Genomic DNA, 18,505 nt, shown 5'->3' with positions numbered 1-18,505 from the left:
CTCCACCGTAGTCGCCGGGGCGGTACGTCCCGGCGTTGTGTCCTTGAATACACCCGGTATTTACCCGGCTGTCCCACCGCTCTGCCTGTCCGTACGGGGACCTGGTTCCCCCCGGAAAGGAGACAGCGACATGGCGACCGGTGAGTTCCAGGTGATGAAGGTTCCGGCCGAGCAGCTGACCGGCGTGCTGCACGGGCAGGTTGTCGACCCGGGCGCGCAGCCCACGAACGTCGTCAGATGCGGCGAGGGCTGGACCGTTGACGTGACCTGGGAGGTGGCCGGCGAGCTGGTCGACTGGCTCGCGGGACGGTGGCACGTGGAGATCATCGCCGACCTGCTGGGAGGTGGTGAGACCCGTCATCCCTCGCCTCCCGTGGAGATGACGTTCACCCCTGGCTCGGGACGGTACACCGCGTCGGTCCCGATGCGCGGCCAGCTCGGCCCGGGCACCTATGACCTGGTGGTCAACCTCACCACGACGACGGCCGCCGGCTCCGCGGGGGCGCTCGGCGGCTTCGTCGTGATCAGCAAGATATCGGTGCGGGAATAGCCGGCCGCCGCCCCGGGCCCCTCCCGGGGCGGCGGGCACGCCGCAGGGGCTCGGATCGCCCTGCAACCACACCGCAAGTCACCCGCCCTACGCTCCGGGCGGCGGTCACGGGGAAAGCGAGACCGCCGCCCTGTATCTCACGTCACCGGACGCGCTCTGACCCGGTGAGGATCGACGGTCCCAGGGGGGACCACTGACGGGAGACCTCATGTCCGAAGTGGAACAAGCGCTTGCGCCAGGCGCTCCGATGACGGCGGACGACGTGCTGCGCATCGCCGCCTGCAAGGACAGGAACCCTGCGCTTGAGGCCATGGTCATCGCCCATGGCTACCACCGCGTCGCCGGGGACCTCGCCCAGCGGCTGGGCCAGGACGCGACCAACTGGTACTGCTACGCCAAATGGACCTCCAAGGCGGTCGCCGAGAGCCTCGACCTGACTCCTGGCTCGCCCCTCCTGACCGGTTTCGGCGACCGGCTGCACGTGCCCGCCCGCCTGCGCCGCGTGTTCCGCGCCATGTTGCTGACCCTGCTCGGCCCCAGCTACCAGCTCGGGCTGGCGCTGGCCAACCGGGCGATCTTCCTGGAGACCGCGAGCCTGGCGGCCAACCTGTGGAACGGCACGCCCGACTGCTACGTCAAGGTGAGCCCGGAGTCGGAGAACACGCCGATGCCGCCGGAGTTCCTGTCCGGGCTGCTGGAGGAGGCCGACGAGCGCTACCTGCGGGACGCCGCCCTGCTGCTGCGGCAGGCGCACGCGGCCACCGACCCGGACGAGCGGGCCGAGCTGATGTTCGGGGCGAGCGTGGCGCTGTCGGCGTACGAGCAGAAGCGCGCGCAGAAGGCTCTGGAGCTGGTGCTGTACCGGCCGGTGCGGTGGCTGACCCGGATGTCGTGGCGGTCGCTGCGCTCGCTGGTGACCCGGCGGCCCTACCCCCGCTTCCCGCTGTTCAGCGCCCGGCACGAGGACCAGCCGTGGCTGACGCGCGTGCTGGAGGCCAAGTGGTCCTCGCTCTACACCCGTCACCTGTTCGCCGTGCGCACGCCGCTCAGCGACGTCAGGGTCGGCCGGCCGCTGGCCCCGCCGCCGGGCGTGGACATGGCGCTCGCCTGGCGGCCGATCAGGAACGAGAAGGTGCGCAAGCTCGCCGAGGAGTTCATCCCGGACGACGTCGAGCAGGCCACGGCCGGGGTGACCGACTGGGTGTCCTACCCCGACCGCATGCGCTTCATCGTCGGCTACTTCCGCACCTACCAGCGGGTGGGCGCGCTCTACGACCCGCCGTTCGGGCCGGAGCTCACCGCGGCCCTGGAGGCGGAGACGGCCCGCGGCACGCTGCCGGAGCCGGTCCCCGAGGCGCCGCGAGCCGACCGGCTGCTCCCCGGGATGCGGCGCAAGGTCTACGCCTTCCCCGAGGAGACCGATCCCGACGCCTACGAGATGGCGCGCTTCGACTTCGAGCCCTTCCTGGAGGCGATCCCTCTTGACCGGTCAGGAAACTAGGACTCAGTCCAGGAAGTCCCTGGTGATCTCGCGGTCCTGCAAGAGCCCGCGCAGCCTGGCGAAGCAGCGGGCGCGGGTGGGGCCGATGCTGCCGACCGGCCGGCCCAGCCGGCGGGCGACGTCCACGTAGTGCGGCTCGGAGGTTTCCGTGAGTGCTCGAAACAGCACGCGCTGGGCCGCGGGCAGCTCCTCGACCAGCTCCTCCAGCGTGCCGGCCAGCCAGATCCTGGCCAGTTCCCTGTCCACGTCGTCCGTGCTGCCGAGCGTGTCGAGGTCGGGCGTGCAGATCTCCCGGGTGCGCCTGGTCAGCTTCAGGCACTCGCGGAAGGCGATCGTGGCCAGCCAGCCGGGCATGCGCTGGGGGTCCTCGACGCTCTTGAGGTTCTGCCAGGCCAGCAACCAGGTGGTCTGGAGCACGTCCTGGGCGTCCTCGTGGCCGAGCCGGAAGCGCCGGATCCTCGACCGCAGCATCGGGGTGAACTCCTCGACCAGCCGCTCCCATGCCTGGGCGTCGCCTGCCTGGGCGTCCGACACGAGGCCGGCGGTGTCGCGGCGCTCCAACGTATCCAACTGCATCATCGTCTCCCCGCCGGCCGGGGTCCTCGGGGGTCAACCTCGTTCGACCGGCCCCCCAACGGTGCTCCCGGCGGCCTTCGCGCACTGTCGCGGACGACACAGTGCGGGTGTGGCGCTCGTCACATTCGGGAGATCGCTTACCACTTACTGCCCGATCGGCGTTCGCGTCCTAAAGTTCTTCCATGAGCGCCAGCAGCGGGGCGGTTCCACACGACGTCCAGGCGGTCGCCGCCGTGCTGGCGGAGGTTCCGCTGTTCCGCGTGCTCGGACCGGACGGCATCACGAGCACCGTGCGCGCCGGGGTGGCCCGCAGATACCGCAACGGGCAGATCATCCTGCACCAGGGCGATCCGGGCGAATCCCTGTACGTGCTGCTCGACGGCCTGGTGAAGGTCGTCTTCACCACCGAGCACGGCGACGAGATCGTGCTCAACATGCTGGGCCGCGCGGAGACCTTCGGCGAGATGGCGCTGCTGGACGACTCGCCGCGGTCGGCGTCGATCATCGCCGTGCGCCCCTGCTGGATCTTCGCCCTTCCCAGGGCGCGGCTGCTGGAGCTGATGCGCGAGCATCCCGGGCTCGCCGACGAGTTCCTGCGCATGCTCGGGCAGATGGTGCGCAGGCTCACCGGGCAGGCCGCCGACCTGGCCTTCCTCGACCTGGGCGGACGCCTGGCCAAGCTGCTGCTGCAACTGTCGGTCAAGCGCGGCCAGACCCAGGGCCCGGTCGTGGACATGCCGGGGCTGACCCAGTCGGACCTGGCCGCGCTGATCGGCGCGTCCCGTCCGGCGGTCAACCGGGCCCTGCAGTCGCTCGCCGCCCGCGGCCTCATCGCCATGAAGGGGCGGACCATCACGTTGCTGGACGTCGAGGCGCTGCGCAAACGCGGGGGCCTCTGACCGGATCTGGAGTACGGCGAACATGAACGAGCACGACAACGCCCCCGCCGAGCGCTGGCCGGCGGAACGGTTCCGGCAGTTACGGCAGCAGGCCGACCCGGACATCGACAAGATCGTGGCCGGCTACCTGGAGACCAGGCCCGAAGGGGAGAACGCCCTGTCCCTGCTGCGCGCGGTCGTGGTGGAGCTCGGCCGGGCCAAGCGGGAGGCGCGGGCGCCCTCGGGCGAGACCGGCCCCTCGGCCATCTTCGACGCCATCGACTTCGACAAGGACCTGCCCGAGTGGGGCGGCGACGCCGAGCTGCTGGCCCGCGGCCAGGCCGTCTTCTCCGACTACGGGCTGTACCAGTCGGTCGCGCTGTTCTGCAAGTGCCTGCCCATGGCCTACGTCGAGATCTCCAGCGCCAAGGTGCTGGCCGGGGTGTCCGACCTGGCCACCCACAGCCTCACCCGCCGGGTCGCCGAGACCGGCCAGATGCTGGTGGACGTCATGGGCCTGAAGGCCACCGACAGCCTGCGGCCGGGCCGTCCCGGGCACACGACGGCGATCGGGCTGCGCATCCTGCACTCGTTCGTGCGCGCGCTGGCCACCGAGCACTTCGGCGACGACTGGGACACCGCCAGGTTCGGCCCGCCGGTCAACCAGGAACTGCTGCTGGCCACCATCTTCGACTTCTCGGTCGTCACGTGGGAGGCTCTGGAGAGCATGGGGGTGCGCCTCAGCGACGACGACAAGGCCGCCCACCTGTACACGTGGAGCGTCTTCGGCCACCTCATGGGCGTCGAGGCGTGCCGCGACCGGCCGCTCACCCTCGACGACGTGCCGCCGGTCAGCGAACGGCTCGGCCGCCTGTACGAGTCGAGCGAAGAGGGCCGCAGGCTGATGGCCGTGCTGCTGGCGGAGATGGAGGAGTTCATGCACCTGGGCTGGCGCAAGCTGCCGCGCAGCCTGGTGCACTGGGTCTTCCGCGACGCCCGCTACAACGCCGCCCAGGTCCCGGCGCTGCTCGACGTGCCGCCCCCGGCGTGGTGGTTCAACGCGCTGTTCGCCGCGGCCAGGGCCGGCAACCGGTACGGCCGCCTGATGGGCCCGGTCGACGCGGTGGTGCGCTGGCTGGTGCGCCGGGCCGGCAAGCACATCGTCATCGCCATGATCGACCGCTACTCGGGCGGCCACGCCGCCTTCCAGATCCCCGAGGAGCTGGCCGCCCAGTGGCGCGTCCGGCAGTCGAAGGCCGCGCGCCGCACGCGCCGGCTGCGCCACAGCGTGCGCAAGGGCGTCCGCAAGGGCGTGGGCAAGGCCGCCAGGGCGCCCGTGCGGAAGGAGGGACCACCCGCGTGAGCACCCCGCACGAGCCGGGCACGCTGACCACGGCCACCATCCTGTTCACCGACGTGGTCAGCTCCACAGCCATGCGGATCAGGCTCGGCGAGGAACGCGCCAACGTCGTCTTCCGCCGGCTCTACCAGCTCCTGCACTCGGTGGTGACGGCCAGCGGCTCGACGTTCACCAAGAGCCTGGGTGACGGGCTGATGGCGGTGTTCGGCTCGGCCACGGCCGGGCTCGACGCGGTCATCGCCGTCGAGCAGGCCGTCGCGGCCGAGAACGAGCGGGCGCTGGAGAAGATCTCGATCAGGGCCGCGCTGGCGGCGGGCGACGTGTGCTGGGGCGTCGACGACGTCAGCGGGCTGCCCACGGTCGAGGCGGCCCGCCTGGTCGCGGTGGCCGAGGGCAGCCAGGTGCTCTGCACCGACCTGGTGCGCCGCCTGGCCCAGGGCCGCAGCCGGCACGAGTTCAAAGACCTGGGCCGGCTGCCGGGCAAGGGCCTGCGGGAGCCGATGCACGCCTACGAGCTCCACTGGCAGAGCGCCGACAACCAGCACGCCGGCGGCCTGGCGCCCTGGCTGGACAGCGGGCACGTGCTGCCGTTCGTCGGCCGGGACGAGGAGCTGCGGGCGTTGGAGGAGGAGCTGGGGGCGGCCGAGTTCGGCAGCGGGCTGGTGATCCTCCAGGGCGATCCGGGGGTCGGCAAGACCCGGCTGGCCTCGGTCGTGGCGCGGCGGGCGCTCAAGCGGCAGTTCACCGTGCTGGCGGGGCGGTGCACCGATCCGGCGCGGCAGGCGTACGAGCCGATCGCCGGGGCGGTCGAGCGGCTGGCCCGCACCTCGCCGGCGCTGCTGCTGCGGGCCGGGGTCGACCAGCAGTGCGGGCAGCTCGTCCGGCTGGCGCCCTCGCTGGCCGCTCCCCCGCTGTCGCTGGCCGTGCCGCCCGCCACCGAGCCGGTCTCCGAGCGCTACCACCTGATGGCCGCGGCCCGCACGCTCATCGAGCGCCTGGCCACCGTGCGGCCGGTGCTGCTGGTGATCGACGACCTGCAGTGGGCGACGCTGGAGTCGCTGCAGATGCTGCACTCCCTGATGTGGGACGCCGACTCGCTGCCGCTGCTGATCCTGGCCACCTCGCGCCCGGTGCCCGTCGAGTCGGCGATGCCCGAGCTGCACAAGCTGACCGCCGACGGGCGCCTGGTGCAGGTCTCCTCCTTCGGTATGGACGAGGTCAGCCGGGCCCTGGCGGAGGTGCGCAGCGACGGCGACCCCGAGCTGCTGTACCGGATCACCGGCGGGAACGCGTTCCTGGTCACCGAGGTGGCCAGGGAGCTGGCCGCGGGCGCCGACCTCGACGCGCTGACCGTCCCCGACTCGGTCACCCGCATGGTCCGGGCGCGCCTGGCCCAGCTCCACCCCGACGCCCGCGACCTGGTCAGCCTGCTGGCCGTGGGCGAGCGCATGGAGTCGGCCGCGCTGCGCCTGGGCCTCGGCCTGGACGAGGCGCGCTTCGTGGCCGCCGTCGAGGAGGCCATGGGCGCGGGCCTGGTGACCATGGCCGACGGCGGCCAGTGCCAGTTCTCCCACGAGCTGACCCGCACCGCCCTGTACGCCACGCTGTCGGCCCCCCGCGCCGGGCTGCTGCACGGCCGGGTCGCCGACGCCCTGTGCCAGGCCGACCCGCAGGCCATGGAGTCGCGCCCGTACGTCGTGGCCACCCACCTGCTGGCCGCCGCCGAGCACGGCCGCGACCCGCGCCGGACGGCCGAGGCCGCCGAGGCGGGCGTGCAGGCGGCCCGCCACGCGCTGGCCGGGCTGGCCCACCGCGAGGCGGTCACCTGGTACCAGCGGGTGCTCGGCCTGCTGGCCGACTTCCCCGGCGCCTCCCCGGAACGGCGCGCCGAGCTGCTGATGGACTGCGGCCGGGCGATGTGGATGGCCGGGCACCCGGAGGCGCGGGAGACCCTGCACCAGGCCGCCGAGCTGGCCAGGGAGTGCGGCCGCGACGACCTGATCGTGGTGGCCGCGCTCGGCGGCGACCGCGGCTTCTCCAGCATCTCCGCCGCCCCCGACCAGCGCCGCATCGCGCTGCTGACCGAGGCCCGCAAGCTGGTCGACTCCACCGACCTCAGCACCCGGGCGCTGCTGGCCGCCCTGCTCGCCTCCGAGCTGATCTGGGCGCCCGACGGCGAGCGGCGCTTCGCGCTGAGCGACGAGGCGGTGGCGCTGGCCCGCAAGTCGGGCGACCCGCGCACGCTGGCCAGCGTGCTCGGCATGCGCAGCCTGACGATCATCCCGGCCGACCCGCTGCACCAGCGTCACCGCGACGGCGACGAGATGCTGGAGGCGGCCCGCCGCACGGGCGACGACCTGGCGCTGTTCCACGCCTACGTGCAGCGCACCCCGCCGGTGCTGGACAGCGGCGACACCGCGCGCGCCGCGACGCTGCTCGACCAGGCCGACGAGCTGGCCCGCCGGCTGGCCCAGCCGCAGCTCAACTGGCTGATCGGCTACTCCAGGGCGGGCCTGACGCTCATGCAGGGCGACCTGGGCCAGGCCGAGACCGAGGCGCTGTCGGCCATGCGGCTCGGCACCGAGATCGGCCGCCGCCTGGAGGCCGTGGCCATCTACTCCGAGCAGATCTCCGAGATCCGCCGTCTACAGGGCCGGTTGTGGGAGTTGCGCGACCGGCTGCGCCGCGCCGCCCAGGCGCCCCGGGTCGATCCGGTGCACGCCGTGCTGCGCTACCTGTGCGAGATGGGCGACGAGGAGGCCGGGCCGCTGCTCGACCGCATCCTGGCCGACCGCGGCGGCGTGCCGCCGCGCAACATGGCCCACCGGCCCGCCCTGGACAACCTGGCCGTGGCCGCGGCGCGGCTGCGCCGTCCCGAGCTGGCCGAGCGGCTGTACGCGTCGCTGGCCGCCGACGGCGAGACGTTCGGCCACGGCACGGTCGCCCACCACTGCGGCCACCACTACCTGGCCCACCTGTGCGTGACGATGGGCGACCCGGCGCGGGCGAGCGAGCACTTCGAGGCCGCCGCCGAGGTGCACGAGCGCAGCGGGGTGCCGCTCATGCTGGCCGAGTCGCTGCTCGACTGGGCCGACCTGCTCGACACCGCCGACGTCGGCGGCCCCCGGCCGGCCGCGCTGCGCGAGTGGTGCGCCTCCCTGCTGGCGGGCCGCGGCGCGCTGCTGCTCGACCGCCGGCTGCCCGCGCACCCCGTTTAACCTGCGGCGACATCGGGCAACCCGGCACGGGGGGCGCGATGAAGAGGTACGGGGTGCACGGATGGCCGGGGGATTTCCACCGATCGGGGCGTACGCGTTCCTGTCGGACTGTCACACGGCGGCACTGGTCGCGCCCGGCGGGGCGGTGGAGTGGATGTGCGCGCCGCGCTTCGACGGCCCGAGCGTGTTCGCGCGCATCCTCGACCGGCGGCTCGGCGGGGCGTGGGAGTTCGACGTGGCCGGCGCGCGGGTCGAGGGGCGCGGCTACGTCGAGGAGACGCTGGTGCTGCGCACCCGCTGGGTCGGCCGCGACTGCGAGGTCGTGGTGCACGACTTCTTCGCCACCTCGCCGCCGGGGACGGGCGGCAGCGGCGTGGTGCCCGTCCGGCTGCTGGTGCGGTGGGCCAGGTGCGAGCGGGGGCGGGCGGTGGTGCGCTCGCGGGTGCTGGCCAGGCCCGACTACGCCACCCGCGAGGCCCGCTGGACGCCGCGCGACGGCGTGCTGGCCGAGGAGTCCGGCCTGCTGCTGACCGGCATGACGGAACCGGCGGAAGGGCCGTCCACGGGGCTCGTGGCCGAGACCACACTCGGCGCGGGCGAGTCGTGGGCGGTCGCGCTGGACTACGCGGGGCAGGGGCACGCGCCCGTCCGCGATCCGGAGCGGCTGCTGGCCGACACGGTGCGGTCGTGGCGTTCGTGGTCGTCGCGGTCGGCCTACGACGGGGTGGGGGCGCGGCAGGTGCGGCACAGCGCGGTCGTGCTGCGCGGGCTGCTGTTCGACGAGAGCGGCGGGCTGCTCGCGGCGCCGACGACGTCGCTGCCGGAGTGGCTCGGCGGGCGGCGCAACTGGGACTACCGCTACGTGTGGCACCGCGACGCCGCGCTCATGGTGCTGGCGCTGCTGCGGCTCGGCCATCGCGAGGAGGCGGGCCGCTACCTGACGTTCCTGCTCGGCCAGTGCGCGATCCACGAGGGCGACCTGCCGCCGGTGTTCGGCATCGGCGGCGGGCCGGTCGCCGACGAGACCGTCCTCGATCACCTGGACGGGTACGCGGGCTCGCGTCCGGTGCGCATCGGCAACGACGCCGCCGGTCAGCACCAGCTCGACGGCTACGGCCACATCCTGGACGCGGCCATGGCCTACCACGACGTGACCGGCGAGCTGGACGGCGGCCCGGTGTTGTGGCGGCTGGTGGAGCGGGCCCGCGAGCGGTGGCGGGAGCCGGACGCCGGCATCTGGGAGGTGCGCGACGGCGAACGCCACTGGACCTACTCCAAGCTGTACGCCTGGGTCTGCTTCGACCGCGCGGTCCGGCTGGCGGAGGCGACCGGCGAGCCCGGCCTGCCCGTGGCGCAGTGGCGGGCCGAGCGCGAGGCCGTCCGCGCCGAGCTGCTGGAACGCGGCTACAACGCGGCCGTCGGCGCCTTCACCCAGTCCTACGGGTCCGACCAGGCCGACGGCTCGCTGCTGCGGCTGCCCCTGCTCGGCTTCCTGGACGGCGACGATCCCCGCGTGCTCGGCACCCTCGACCACATCCAGGCCCGGCTGGGCGAGGGCGGCGCGCTCGTCCACCGCTACGACCCCGAGACCACCCGCGACGGCGTGGACGGGCCGGAGGGGGCGTTCCTGATGTGCTCGTTCGAGATGGTCTCGGCGCTGGTGCTGGCCGGGCGGACGGCCGAGGCCCGCGACCGGTTCGAGACGCTGTGCGCGCGGGCCGAGCCGCTCGGGCTGTTCGCCGAGGAGATGACCGGCGACGGGCACATGACGGGCAACTATCCGCAGGCGTTCACGCACCTGGCGCTGATCGAGGCGGCGCTCAACCTCGACGCCTCCGGCACCGTCGAGGCCCTGCACGACTGGGCCGAGCACGGCGGCTGACCCCGGGCCTCCGAGGGCTTTCGGGGCGGCGGCCCCCGGCTTCGTGGCGACGGACATGACCGCCGAGCACCTCAGGCCGCCCGCGGGGGACGCGATCCGCGCAGAGGCCGTTCGGCCGGGTCGGGGAGGCCGACGAGATCGCCCGCCGCCGTGCTCCACCTGGCCTCGCCGGCGGCCGAATGGGCCGGCGGCGCCGTCCTCGACCTCGACGGCGCCTCCTACCTCCGCTGACGCCCGGAAATATCGGGAACCGCCCATCTTTCGGCCTGGCCGGGTAGCTTGCCGCACGGACATTCCCGAAGACCGAGAGAGGACGACCGGTTCCGATGACAACGCGCAAGCACATCGCACGGCTCATCGTCGGCGCGGGCACACTGGCGGCGGTGCTCGCCGTGAGCGGCGGGGTGGCCCACGCCGCCGGGCCGTACCCGTACGCGGGGGCGGACGACGTCGGCCGCCGGCTGACGGTGTGCGCGGACGACCTGATGGTCCGCGACTTCGTCGGCACCCTCCACCGGGGCCAGAGCTTCACCGTCAAGGGCTTCGACGGCGCCTACAAGCAATGGGTGCACGGCTTCGCCTACGGCGACGTCAACGCCGACGGCTGGGTGGAGAACGGCTGGTTCTGCGACGCCTGACGGCCCGCGTACACCACCGCCCGTGACCAGGAACGCCCTGGTCACGGGTTTTTTCTGCGGCCGGCCCGTACGGCGCGGTAGCGCGGCACTACATCCGTCGTCGTAGACGCGGCCGGCATTTGATCCCGCTGGGGTAGCGGCAGATGGGTCCGCCGGTGGGACGCCACGCAGCCCCGGCCGGACGACGATGGCCAGACATGAGAACCCGAGTCAGGCGCCCCTCGTCCCGTTAGGAGAACCGTCATGTTCCTGCGTATCGCGCTCGCCGCGCAGACCGTCGCCCTGCTGCTGCAGGCCGTCACCGCCGGGCTGCTGCTGAGCTCGCCGGGCGGCCGGGCCGCCCACAGCGCCACGGCGCTGGCCGTCGCGGCCACCGTCCTGCTGTACCTGGTCGCCGCGGTGCTGACCAGGCAGCGGGCGGCCATCCTGGCCGCCGCCGGCATGCTGGTGGCGACGCTGGTCCAGATGGCGCTGGGCATGGCGCACGTGAAGGGCGTGCACGTGCCGCTCGGCGTGCTGATGTTCGGCGGCAGCATGGTGCAGACCGCGCGGGTCTGGTCCGCCGGCCGCCTCCGGACGACAACGGCATGAACCGCATGACCGGCACGACCGGCATGACCAGACGGCAGGCGCTGCGGCTGCTCGGCGTGGGCGCCGCGCTGGGCGTCTCGGGCGTCTCGGGCTGCTCGCTGCTGACCCGCACCCCGCTGCCCCAGCTGATGACCAGCGACGCGCCGCTGCCGACGCCGTACGCCGTGCCGCTCCCTCGCCCGAAGGTGGCCGAACCCGCCAGGACGGACGCGGGCGCCGACCACTACGAACTCCTCCAGCGTCCCGCCGAGGTGGAGATCCTGCCCGGCCTGCGCACCCCGGTCTGGGGGTACGACGGGCAGTTCCCCGGCCCCACCATCCGGGCGCGCTCCGGCCGCCGGACCGTCGTGCGCGTCGGCAACCGCCTGCCCGCTCCGACGGTCACCCACCTGCACGGCGGGCACACCCCGCCCGAGTCCGACGGCTTCCCCACCGACCTGGTCCAGCCGGGCGCGCACCGCGACTACGTCTTCCCGCTGGAGCAGCGCGCGGCCACGTTGTGGTACCACGACCACCGCATGGACTTCACCGGGCCGCAGGTCTGGCGCGGCCTGGCCGGCTTCTTCATCGTGGACGACGACGAGCAGGACAGGCTGCCGCTGCCGTCGGGCGAGCGGGACGTGCCGCTGCTGATCTGCGACCGCGCCTTCCAGGCCGACGGGACGATGCCCTACCCGGCCAGGCAGGACGGCCCAGGCGCCCGCGAGGCGTTCATGGGCGGCGTGATGGGGGACGTCATCCTGGTCAACGGCGCGCCCTGGCCGTCGCTCGGCGTGGACCGCGCCCGCCACCGGCTGCGGCTGCTCAACGCCTCCAACGCCCGCACGTACGAGCTGGCCCTGTCGCCCGGCGGCGCCCTGACCCAGATCGGCAGCGACGGCGGCCTGCTGGCGGCGCCGCGTCCGCTCCAGCGGATCAGGCTGGCGCCCGGCGAACGCGCGGACGTGATCGTGGACTTCGCCGCCTACCGGGTCGGCGACCACGTCGAGCTGCGCAACCTGCTCGGGGAGGGGCCGCAGGCCCGGGTGATGCGGTTCACCGTCGAGCGCGACGCCCGCGACGACTCGGCGATCCCCAAGGTCCTGTCCACCGTCGAACGCCTCGACCCGGCCGCGGCCGCGGTGACCCGCGACTTCGAGTTCAGCAGCGGGGACCTGGGCGGCCACACCGGCTGGCTGATCAACGGCAAGCCCTTCGACGTGCGCCGCGTCGATGCCCGGCCCAAGCTCGGCCAGGTCGAGATCTGGCGGGTGACCAGCGACGTCGCCCACCCCGTGCACCTGCACCTGGCGCCCTTCCAGGTGCTCTCGGTCGGCGGCGAACGACCGGACGGCCCGCCGGAGTGGAAGGACACCGTCGAGCTGCGGGAGGCGCAGACCGTGGAGCTCATCACCCGGTTCACCGGCTACCGAGGCCGGTACGTCCTGCACTGCCACAACCTCGAACACGAGGACATGGCCATGATGAGCACCTTCGAGGTGGTCTGACCGACCCCGGGCCGCCTGCCCGGTCGCGCTAGCGGGGGTTGGCGGCGCGCCAGGCGACGTAGTCGGCGACCGCTGCGGCCAGGTCGAAGGCCGGCTCGAAGCCGGTGTCGCGGGTGAGCCGGGCGATGTCGAGGCAGGGATCGGCTCCGTCGGCTCCGTCGGCTGCGGCGGACCGTCCGGGCAGGAGGGCGGGCCGGAAGCCGGGGACGGCCGCCCGTACGGCGTCGGCGAGGTCGCGGTTGGTGAACGGCCGACCGCTGGAGACGTTGTAGACGGTGTGCGGCAGGGCTCGCGCGGTCATCAGCAGGGCGATCGCGCGCCCGGCGTCGGGCGCGTAGCAGGTGTCACCGCCGTCGCCGGCGTGCAGCGGCGGCGGCCGCTCGCCCCGCAGGGCGGCGCCGACGTACGGCGGGATGTGGTTGAAGGGCGAGTCCGGGTCCATCAGCGGCCCCCAGACGCTGCCGATCCTGAGCACGACCGGCTGGACCCCGCTGCCCTGGAGGCCGTGCGTGGTCAGCGGCTCGGCGGCCTTCTTGAGGGCGACGATCGGGTGCGGCAGGTCCGCGGCGGGCAGCGCCAGCTCCTCGTGCCGGCGGGTCTCCGGCCGCCCGGCGTAGACGCCGAGGCTGCTCGCGACGGCGAACCTGCGCACGCCCCTGACGCGGGCCACCTCCAGCGCGTTGAGCAGGCCGGTCGTGTCCGCGCGGAGGAAGTCCACCGGGTCCGCGCCCGGGATGCCGCCGGCCAGGTGGACGATGTCGCCGATGTCGTGGCGGGCGGCCAGGGCCAGGAAGGCGTCCCGGTCGGTGACGTCCAGCGGCTCCACGGCGACCCGGCCGGCGAGGAACGAGGGGACCTCGGCCCGGCGGTGCGCGGTGACGACGACCCGGCGTCCGAGGTCGGCGAGCGCGCGGGCGGTGTGCGCGCCGATCATGCCGAGCCCCCCGGTGACGAGGATCATCGGGCCACCTCGTAGCGCAGGTGGGTCACGCCCGGCGCGGGCACGGCCTCGACCAGGCGCAGGCGTACGTGCTCGGGCAGCTCGCCGAAGAACGGCCGGCCGCCGCCGAGCAGGACGGGCACCTGGTGCAGGACCACCTCGTCGACCAGGCCCGCCCGCAGCGCCTCGGTGACCACGCCGCCGCCCATGAGGCCGACGTCCTTGCCGCCGGCGGCCCGGCGGGCGGCGTCGATGGCGTCGTGGACGCCGGTGGTGACCAGCGTCTGCCGGTCGGTGATCTCCGGCGCCGGGCGGTGGCTGAGGACGACCAGGCGGGCGGCCGGGTGGGGGCTGCCGCCGCCGAAGTGGTCGGAGTCGTCGTAGGTGCGGCGTCCTGCGACGATCGCGCCGACGCGGGCGGCCAGGGCGTCGAAGAGCCGGGCGCTGGGCGCGCTCAGCTTGAACCCGCCGAAGACCTGGCTGGCGGTGTCGCCGTCGAAGTACCAGTCGAACAGCATGGACGCGTCGCCGAGGCCGCGCCCGGCGCCGGGGTCGCGGCCGGTGATGAAGCCGTCGACCGACACCGCGTGGGCGCAGATGACCTTGCTCATCGGAGTGTTCCCTTCCGGAGTGCTCAGACTTCGAGCCCCCTTCGGAGCCCGCCGAGGGAGTCCGCTGAGGGGTGTGAAGTCGCCGTCGCCGGAAAGTCTCCGCCGCGCCGCCGTCCGACCGGCAGATGCGGAAGTGGACGATCGGCGATGACGAACGTCATCGCCGACCGCGCCTGCGGAGCCGACGGCGAGTCACCACGTGACGGGCAGCTCGCGGACGCCGTAGAAGACCGCCTGGTGCTTGAACGCCAGCTCCTCCAGCGGCGCGGCCAGCGCCAGCGTGGGGACGCGCCGGACGAGCGTGCCGAAGACGACCTCCAGCTCCACCCGGGCCAGCGGCCGTCCCAGGCAGTGGTGGGCGCCGTGGCCGAAGGCGACGTGGTGCCGGGCCCCGCGGCGGACGTCGAGGACGCCGGGGTCCGGGAAGGCCGACGGGTCGCGGTTGGCGGTGCTCTTCACGACGACGATGCCCTCGCCCTTGCGGATCGTCGTGCCGCCGACCTGGAGGTCCTCGCGGGCGACGCGGCGGGCCTCGGTGTGGGTGACCGACAGGTAGCGCAGGAGCTCCTCGACGGCGTCGGCGACCACGTCCGGGCCGCCGTCGCGCACCGCCGCGAGCTGGCCGGGGTGCGCCAGCAGCGCGGCCGTGCCGAGCGCGATCATGTCGGCGGTGGTGTCGTGCCCGGCCACCAGCAGGAGCTGGCCTGTCGCGGCGATCTCGGGCAGGGTCATCGCGCCCGTCCGGTACTGCTCCACGGCGAGCCTGCTGAGGACGTCGTCGCCCGGATCGTCGCTCTTGGCCGCCACCAGCGCCTCCAGGTAGCCGTTCAGCTCCTCGGCGGCGGCCAGGGCGCGGGCCGGGTCGTCCGCGTCCATGACGAGCTCGGCCGCCGCGCGCTGGAAGAAGGCCCGGTCCGCGTAGGGCACGCCGAGCAGTTCGCAGATCACCAGGGACGGGACCGGCAGCGCGACCGCCTGCACCAGGTCGGCCGGGTTCGGTCCGGCGAGCAGGTCGTCGACGAGATCGTCCACGATCCGCTGAACTCCGGGCCGCAGCGCCTCCATCTTCCTGAGCGTGAAGTCGGCGGCCAGCAGCCGCCGGTGCGCGGTGTGCTCGGGGGCGTCCATCTGCATCATGGTCCTCATCCGCGCGTCGCGGGCCTTGCTCACGGCGTTGGTGTGCGGGAAGCCGGGCTCGGCCACGTCGACGCCGGCGCGCGGATCGGCGAGCACCGCGCGGACGTCGTCGTACCTGGTGACCAGCCAGGCGGTGGTGCCGTCCCACAGGCGTACGCGGGAGACGGGCGCGTCCTGGCTGCGGCGGGTCAGCTCCGGGGCCGGGTCGAAGGGGCGGTCGGTGGCGCGGGGCATCGGGAACGTCGCCGGCTCCGGCAGGGCATCGGTCATGGTCTCTCCTCATGTCGGCACGCGGCACTCCTACGTCAAGGCTGTCGTTGAACCGGCCCCGGAGACTTCCGCCCGGACGCGCCGGACCGGCGGCCGGGAAGCCTCAACCGCCGGTGGAACCCCCCGTCACTCCCCCTCGTCACTCCCCCGCCAGCACCTCCGCGCCGAACTTCACGAAGTAGGCGGCGGTCTCGGCGTCGGCCGGGTAGTAGGACTCGATCGAGATCTCGTCCAGCGTGATGTCCATCGGGGTGCCGAACGTGGTGGTGGTGGAGAACAGCCGCAGTTCGGCCATCCCGAACCGGAAGATCATCGGGACGGTGACCTCCGGCTCGGCCGGTCGCTCCGCCTCCTCGGAGCCCGGCGTGCGCCGTTCCCCGGGGCCCGGGGCGAGCAGTTCGTCGTAGATCGCGTGGAGCTCGGCGTCGGGGGCGACGGCGAGCTGGCGCGCGATCCGGGCCCGCAGCACCGCGCGCACCTCGGGCAGGTTGACGATCCGGGGAGCGAGCCCGCGGCGATCCAGCCCCAGCCGGACGATGTTGACCGGCGCGCGGAGCAGGTCGGGCGGGATGTCCACGAGGAAGGCGTCGATGGCCCGGTTGCTCATCACGATGTTCCACCGGCGGTCGAGGACCACCGCCGGGTACGGCTCGTGGGCGCGCAGCACCCGCGCGACCGCCTCCCCGGCCGTCGACAGCGCGTCCCCGGTGAGCGGACGCTCGGCGTACCGGGGGGCGAAGCCGGCGACGAGCAGCAGCCGGTTGCGCTCGCGCAGCGGCACGCCGAGCTGGCCGGCCAGCCGCAGGATCATGTCGGCGCTCGGGTTGGACTTGCCGGTCTCCACCAGGCTCACGTGCCGGGCCGAGACGCCGGCGGCGTTGGCGAGATCGAGCTGGCTGAGCCGCCGGCGGTGCCGCCATTGCCGCAACATGTCCCCGACAGTCCGCATGGCCGCCGAGACTACTGGACGTCCGCCATGAAATCCCATTTCATCGACATCCCCGGCAGGGCTGGCCAGAGTGTCCCCATGACGAAAGACAACAACACTGACAACAAGGCCATCGTCCAGCGCGCGCTGACGGAACTGGTCGGGACGGGCGACGTCGACGCCCTGGCGCCCCTGCTGAGCGACGACTTCCGCCACCACCGGCCCGGTGCGGCCGCCTCGACCAAGGCGGAATGGCTCGGCGCCGTGCGTGCCGCGCTCGTCCCGCTGGCCGGCATGCGCGTGGAGATCGACCACGTGCTGGCCGACGGCGACCACGTCGTGATGCACTCGCGCCGCCAGGCGCCGGACGGCGGCCCGGAGATCGTGGTCGTGGACATCTGGCGCCTGGACGGCGGCCGCATCGCCGAGGCGTGGGAGATCATCGAACCGGTGTCCCAGGCCGCCGCCAACCTGACCTGGTGGGCGGCGCCGGTTCGCTGACGTGCGGCCGGCTCGTACCGGCCGGTCAGCCGGTGCGGCGGAGGGTGCGGCGCACGGCCAGGCCGCCGAGGGCCGCCGACAGGAGCGCCAGGATCCCCGCCTCGGTCCACTGGAAGCGCCAGAACCTGGACGGCGGGTGGTAGTACACCGCGTACCGGTACCCCTTGCCGAACAGGCACGCCTGCCACGCGTCGGCGTTCCTGGCGCTCTGTCCCACGTCCACGCGGCGCGGGCAGCCGGTGCCGGCCGGCCGGCGAGGAAGGCGGGGCCGGCGGGAGCCCGGCGGCGCACTTCAGCGACGCCGCCGCCGGCGCCCTCGAACTGACGGTCACCGAGGCGACCGCGATGGGCCACAACTACGTCGGCTGCGAACACCTGCTCCTGGGCCTGGTCACCGAGCCCGACGGCACCGCCGGCCAGGTCCTGCGGGCACTGGGCGCCGAACCCCGCCTGGTCCGCCGGGCCGTGACGGCGGCCCTGGCCGGGTACGTGCACCTGCGCGCCCAGACGTCGGCCGCCGGCGACCCGGCCCAGGCGCTGGCCGCGGCGGTGCGGCAGCAGGTGCAGCCGCTCATCGAGCGCATCGAACGGCTGGAGCAGAACCTGGGCGCAGGGCCCCGGTGACCGGGGCCGTGCACACGCCGATCCGCCGACGGCGAGCCGCCGCACGCCTCGCCCGCACCCTGATCAGCTTCGCGGCCGTCGCCGTCTTCTGGCTCCTGCTCCTGCTGCCGCTCCTCCTCGACGGCCGGTGAAGCGCGCGCGCTAGCCCTGGAGCCGCATGAGCTGCCACTGCGCGAACGAAGCGACCTCCTCGTCCCTCCCCCTGGCGGCCAGGCGCAGCAGCGCCGGGTCGTCCTCGGCCATGCGCGTCGCGATCGCCGCGGCGAACAGGCGGGCCACCGGGTCCTCGCCCTCCAGCGCGGCGACGACCTCGCCCGGGTCGGGGTCCTCGGTGTCGGAGGCGACCAGCCCGGCCGCGAGCCGCCCGACCTCGGGGTCGGCCAGCCGGGACAGCCCCGCCATGAGCTGTTCGGTCGAGGCCATCGCCAGGAAGTGCAGGACCTTCCACCGGACGGCGGTGTCGGAGGTCCGGCTCAGGGCGAGGGTCTGGGCGATGACGTCGGCGTGCCGCTCGTCCGCGGCGAGCAGCACGAACTCGACGGCGAAGAAGCGCACCTGGGTCCGCGGATGGGCCAGCAGGGCGGGGACCTCGTCCAGCAGCGGCTCGGCCGGCTCGCCCAGCTCCGACAGCAGCCAGGCGCCGGTCTGCACGGCGTCGTCGTCACCGCTGCGCAGCAGGACGCGCAGGTTCTCGACGGGATAGCCGTCGAACAGCTCGTTGAGCAGGTCGTTGGCGGCCTGGCCGCGGGCCTCGTCGTCGGCGGGGCGGGCGAGGATGCGCGCCATCAGGTCGTCGCCCGTCTGTGTCTGCAT

The 18,505-nt window shown here is 73.8% G+C and carries 19 protein-coding genes; 12 read left to right on the top strand and 7 right to left on the bottom strand.

All coding sequences use genetic code 11. From position 1 onward, the window contains the following. Nucleotides 1-130: 130 nt before the first annotated feature. The gene (locus tag ACIBST_RS26100) at nt 131-550 is read left to right on the top strand and encodes a hypothetical protein (RefSeq protein ID WP_397175298.1); all 420 of its coding nucleotides are present in this window, start codon (nt 131-133) and stop codon (nt 548-550) included. A gap of 247 nt (nt 551-797) precedes the next feature. Then, on the top strand, nt 798-2,051 hold the full coding sequence (locus ACIBST_RS26095; protein ID WP_397175296.1) for a hypothetical protein: 1,254 nt from the start codon (nt 798-800) through the stop codon (nt 2,049-2,051). A gap of 3 nt (nt 2,052-2,054) precedes the next feature. Here the strand turns inward: ACIBST_RS26095 and ACIBST_RS26090 are convergent, their stop codons facing one another. Next, a complete protein-coding gene (locus tag ACIBST_RS26090; RefSeq protein WP_397175294.1) occupies nt 2,055-2,621 on the bottom strand; it encodes an RNA polymerase sigma factor in 567 nt (188 codons plus the stop codon). A 188-nt stretch (nt 2,622-2,809) separates the two neighbouring features. Here ACIBST_RS26090 and ACIBST_RS26085 point away from each other — a divergent pair, with 188 nt between their 5' ends. The 7 genes from ACIBST_RS26085 to ACIBST_RS26055 all read left to right on the top strand — a co-directional run bounded on the left by ACIBST_RS26085 (nt 2,810) and on the right by ACIBST_RS26055 (nt 12,681). Beyond that, nucleotides 2,810-3,526 (top strand): Crp/Fnr family transcriptional regulator, encoded by a 717-nt coding sequence (locus ACIBST_RS26085; RefSeq protein ID WP_364340948.1) that lies wholly within the window; start codon nt 2,810-2,812, stop codon nt 3,524-3,526. Nucleotides 3,527-3,548: 22 nt separating this feature from the next. Continuing rightward, nucleotides 3,549-4,868, top strand: a complete 1,320-nt coding sequence (locus tag ACIBST_RS26080; protein WP_397175292.1) for an oxygenase MpaB family protein — start codon at nt 3,549-3,551, stop codon at nt 4,866-4,868. Beyond that, the gene (locus tag ACIBST_RS26075; RefSeq protein WP_397175290.1) at nt 4,865-8,083 is read left to right on the top strand and encodes an ATP-binding protein; all 3,219 of its coding nucleotides are present in this window, start codon (nt 4,865-4,867) and stop codon (nt 8,081-8,083) included. The genes ACIBST_RS26080 and ACIBST_RS26075 overlap by 4 nt, the downstream gene beginning before the upstream one ends. 61 nt (nt 8,084-8,144) lie before the next feature. Beyond that, nucleotides 8,145-9,965 carry a glycoside hydrolase family 15 protein gene (locus ACIBST_RS26070; RefSeq protein WP_397175288.1) on the top strand — a complete coding sequence of 607 codons (1,821 nt, stop codon included), beginning with the start codon at nt 8,145-8,147 and terminating at the stop codon, nt 9,963-9,965. A 326-nt stretch (nt 9,966-10,291) separates the two neighbouring features. Continuing rightward, entirely contained in the window at nt 10,292-10,603 is a 312-nt protein-coding gene (locus tag ACIBST_RS26065; RefSeq protein WP_397175287.1) for a hypothetical protein, read from the top strand. 243 nt (nt 10,604-10,846) lie between these two features. Next, a complete protein-coding gene (locus ACIBST_RS26060) occupies nt 10,847-11,194 on the top strand; it encodes a hypothetical protein (RefSeq protein WP_397175285.1) in 348 nt (115 codons plus the stop codon). Next, entirely contained in the window at nt 11,191-12,681 is a 1,491-nt protein-coding gene (locus ACIBST_RS26055) for a multicopper oxidase family protein (RefSeq protein ID WP_397175283.1), read from the top strand. The genes ACIBST_RS26060 and ACIBST_RS26055 overlap by 4 nt, the downstream gene beginning before the upstream one ends. Nucleotides 12,682-12,709: 28 nt before the next feature. Here ACIBST_RS26055 and ACIBST_RS26050 read toward each other — a convergent pair whose 3' ends face one another. From ACIBST_RS26050 to ACIBST_RS26035, 4 genes are all read right to left on the bottom strand, one after another. Next, complete coding sequence (locus tag ACIBST_RS26050) at nt 12,710-13,642, bottom strand: NAD-dependent epimerase/dehydratase family protein (protein ID WP_397175282.1); 933 nt, start codon at nt 13,640-13,642, stop codon at nt 12,710-12,712. After that, nucleotides 13,639-14,232: a dihydrofolate reductase family protein gene (locus ACIBST_RS26045; protein ID WP_397175280.1), complete on the bottom strand. Its 594-nt coding sequence runs from the start codon at nt 14,230-14,232 to the stop codon at nt 13,639-13,641. The genes ACIBST_RS26050 and ACIBST_RS26045 overlap by 4 nt, the downstream gene beginning before the upstream one ends. A gap of 192 nt (nt 14,233-14,424) precedes the next feature. Continuing rightward, nucleotides 14,425-15,639 (bottom strand): cytochrome P450, encoded by a 1,215-nt coding sequence (locus ACIBST_RS26040; protein WP_397175278.1) that lies wholly within the window; start codon nt 15,637-15,639, stop codon nt 14,425-14,427. 139 nt (nt 15,640-15,778) lie between these two features. Then, nucleotides 15,779-16,588 (bottom strand): helix-turn-helix domain-containing protein, encoded by an 810-nt coding sequence (locus ACIBST_RS26035; protein WP_397175277.1) that lies wholly within the window; start codon nt 16,586-16,588, stop codon nt 15,779-15,781. Between the two features lie 78 nt (nt 16,589-16,666). Here ACIBST_RS26035 and ACIBST_RS26030 point away from each other — a divergent pair, with 78 nt between their 5' ends. Beyond that, nucleotides 16,667-17,068, top strand: coding sequence for a nuclear transport factor 2 family protein (locus ACIBST_RS26030; protein ID WP_397175275.1), 402 nt, complete (start codon nt 16,667-16,669; stop codon nt 17,066-17,068). A 25-nt stretch (nt 17,069-17,093) separates the two neighbouring features. On the opposite strand, the gene ACIBST_RS26025 is transcribed toward ACIBST_RS26030, so the two are convergent. Then, nucleotides 17,094-17,291, bottom strand: a complete 198-nt coding sequence (locus ACIBST_RS26025; protein WP_397175274.1) for a hypothetical protein — start codon at nt 17,289-17,291, stop codon at nt 17,094-17,096. A 98-nt stretch (nt 17,292-17,389) separates the two neighbouring features. Here ACIBST_RS26025 and ACIBST_RS26020 point away from each other — a divergent pair, with 98 nt between their 5' ends. Both ACIBST_RS26020 and ACIBST_RS26015 read left to right on the top strand, forming a co-directional pair. Next, on the top strand, nt 17,390-17,692 hold the full coding sequence (locus ACIBST_RS26020; protein ID WP_397175461.1) for a Clp protease N-terminal domain-containing protein: 303 nt from the start codon (nt 17,390-17,392) through the stop codon (nt 17,690-17,692). Then, nucleotides 17,689-17,823 (top strand): hypothetical protein, encoded by a 135-nt coding sequence (locus tag ACIBST_RS26015; RefSeq protein ID WP_397175272.1) that lies wholly within the window; start codon nt 17,689-17,691, stop codon nt 17,821-17,823. Before ACIBST_RS26020 ends, ACIBST_RS26015 begins: the two co-directional genes overlap by 4 nt. A 10-nt stretch (nt 17,824-17,833) precedes the next feature. Here the strand turns inward: ACIBST_RS26015 and ACIBST_RS26010 are convergent, their stop codons facing one another. Beyond that, nucleotides 17,834-18,505 carry a hypothetical protein gene (locus ACIBST_RS26010; protein WP_397175270.1) on the bottom strand — a complete coding sequence of 224 codons (672 nt, stop codon included), beginning with the start codon at nt 18,503-18,505 and terminating at the stop codon, nt 17,834-17,836.

The organism is Nonomuraea sp. NPDC049684, assembly GCF_044465345.1.
GTDB lineage: Bacteria > Actinomycetota > Actinomycetes > Streptosporangiales > Streptosporangiaceae > Nonomuraea.
Note: the sequence above shows the minus strand (reverse complement) of the source record. Positions and strands in the feature narration are given on the sequence as shown.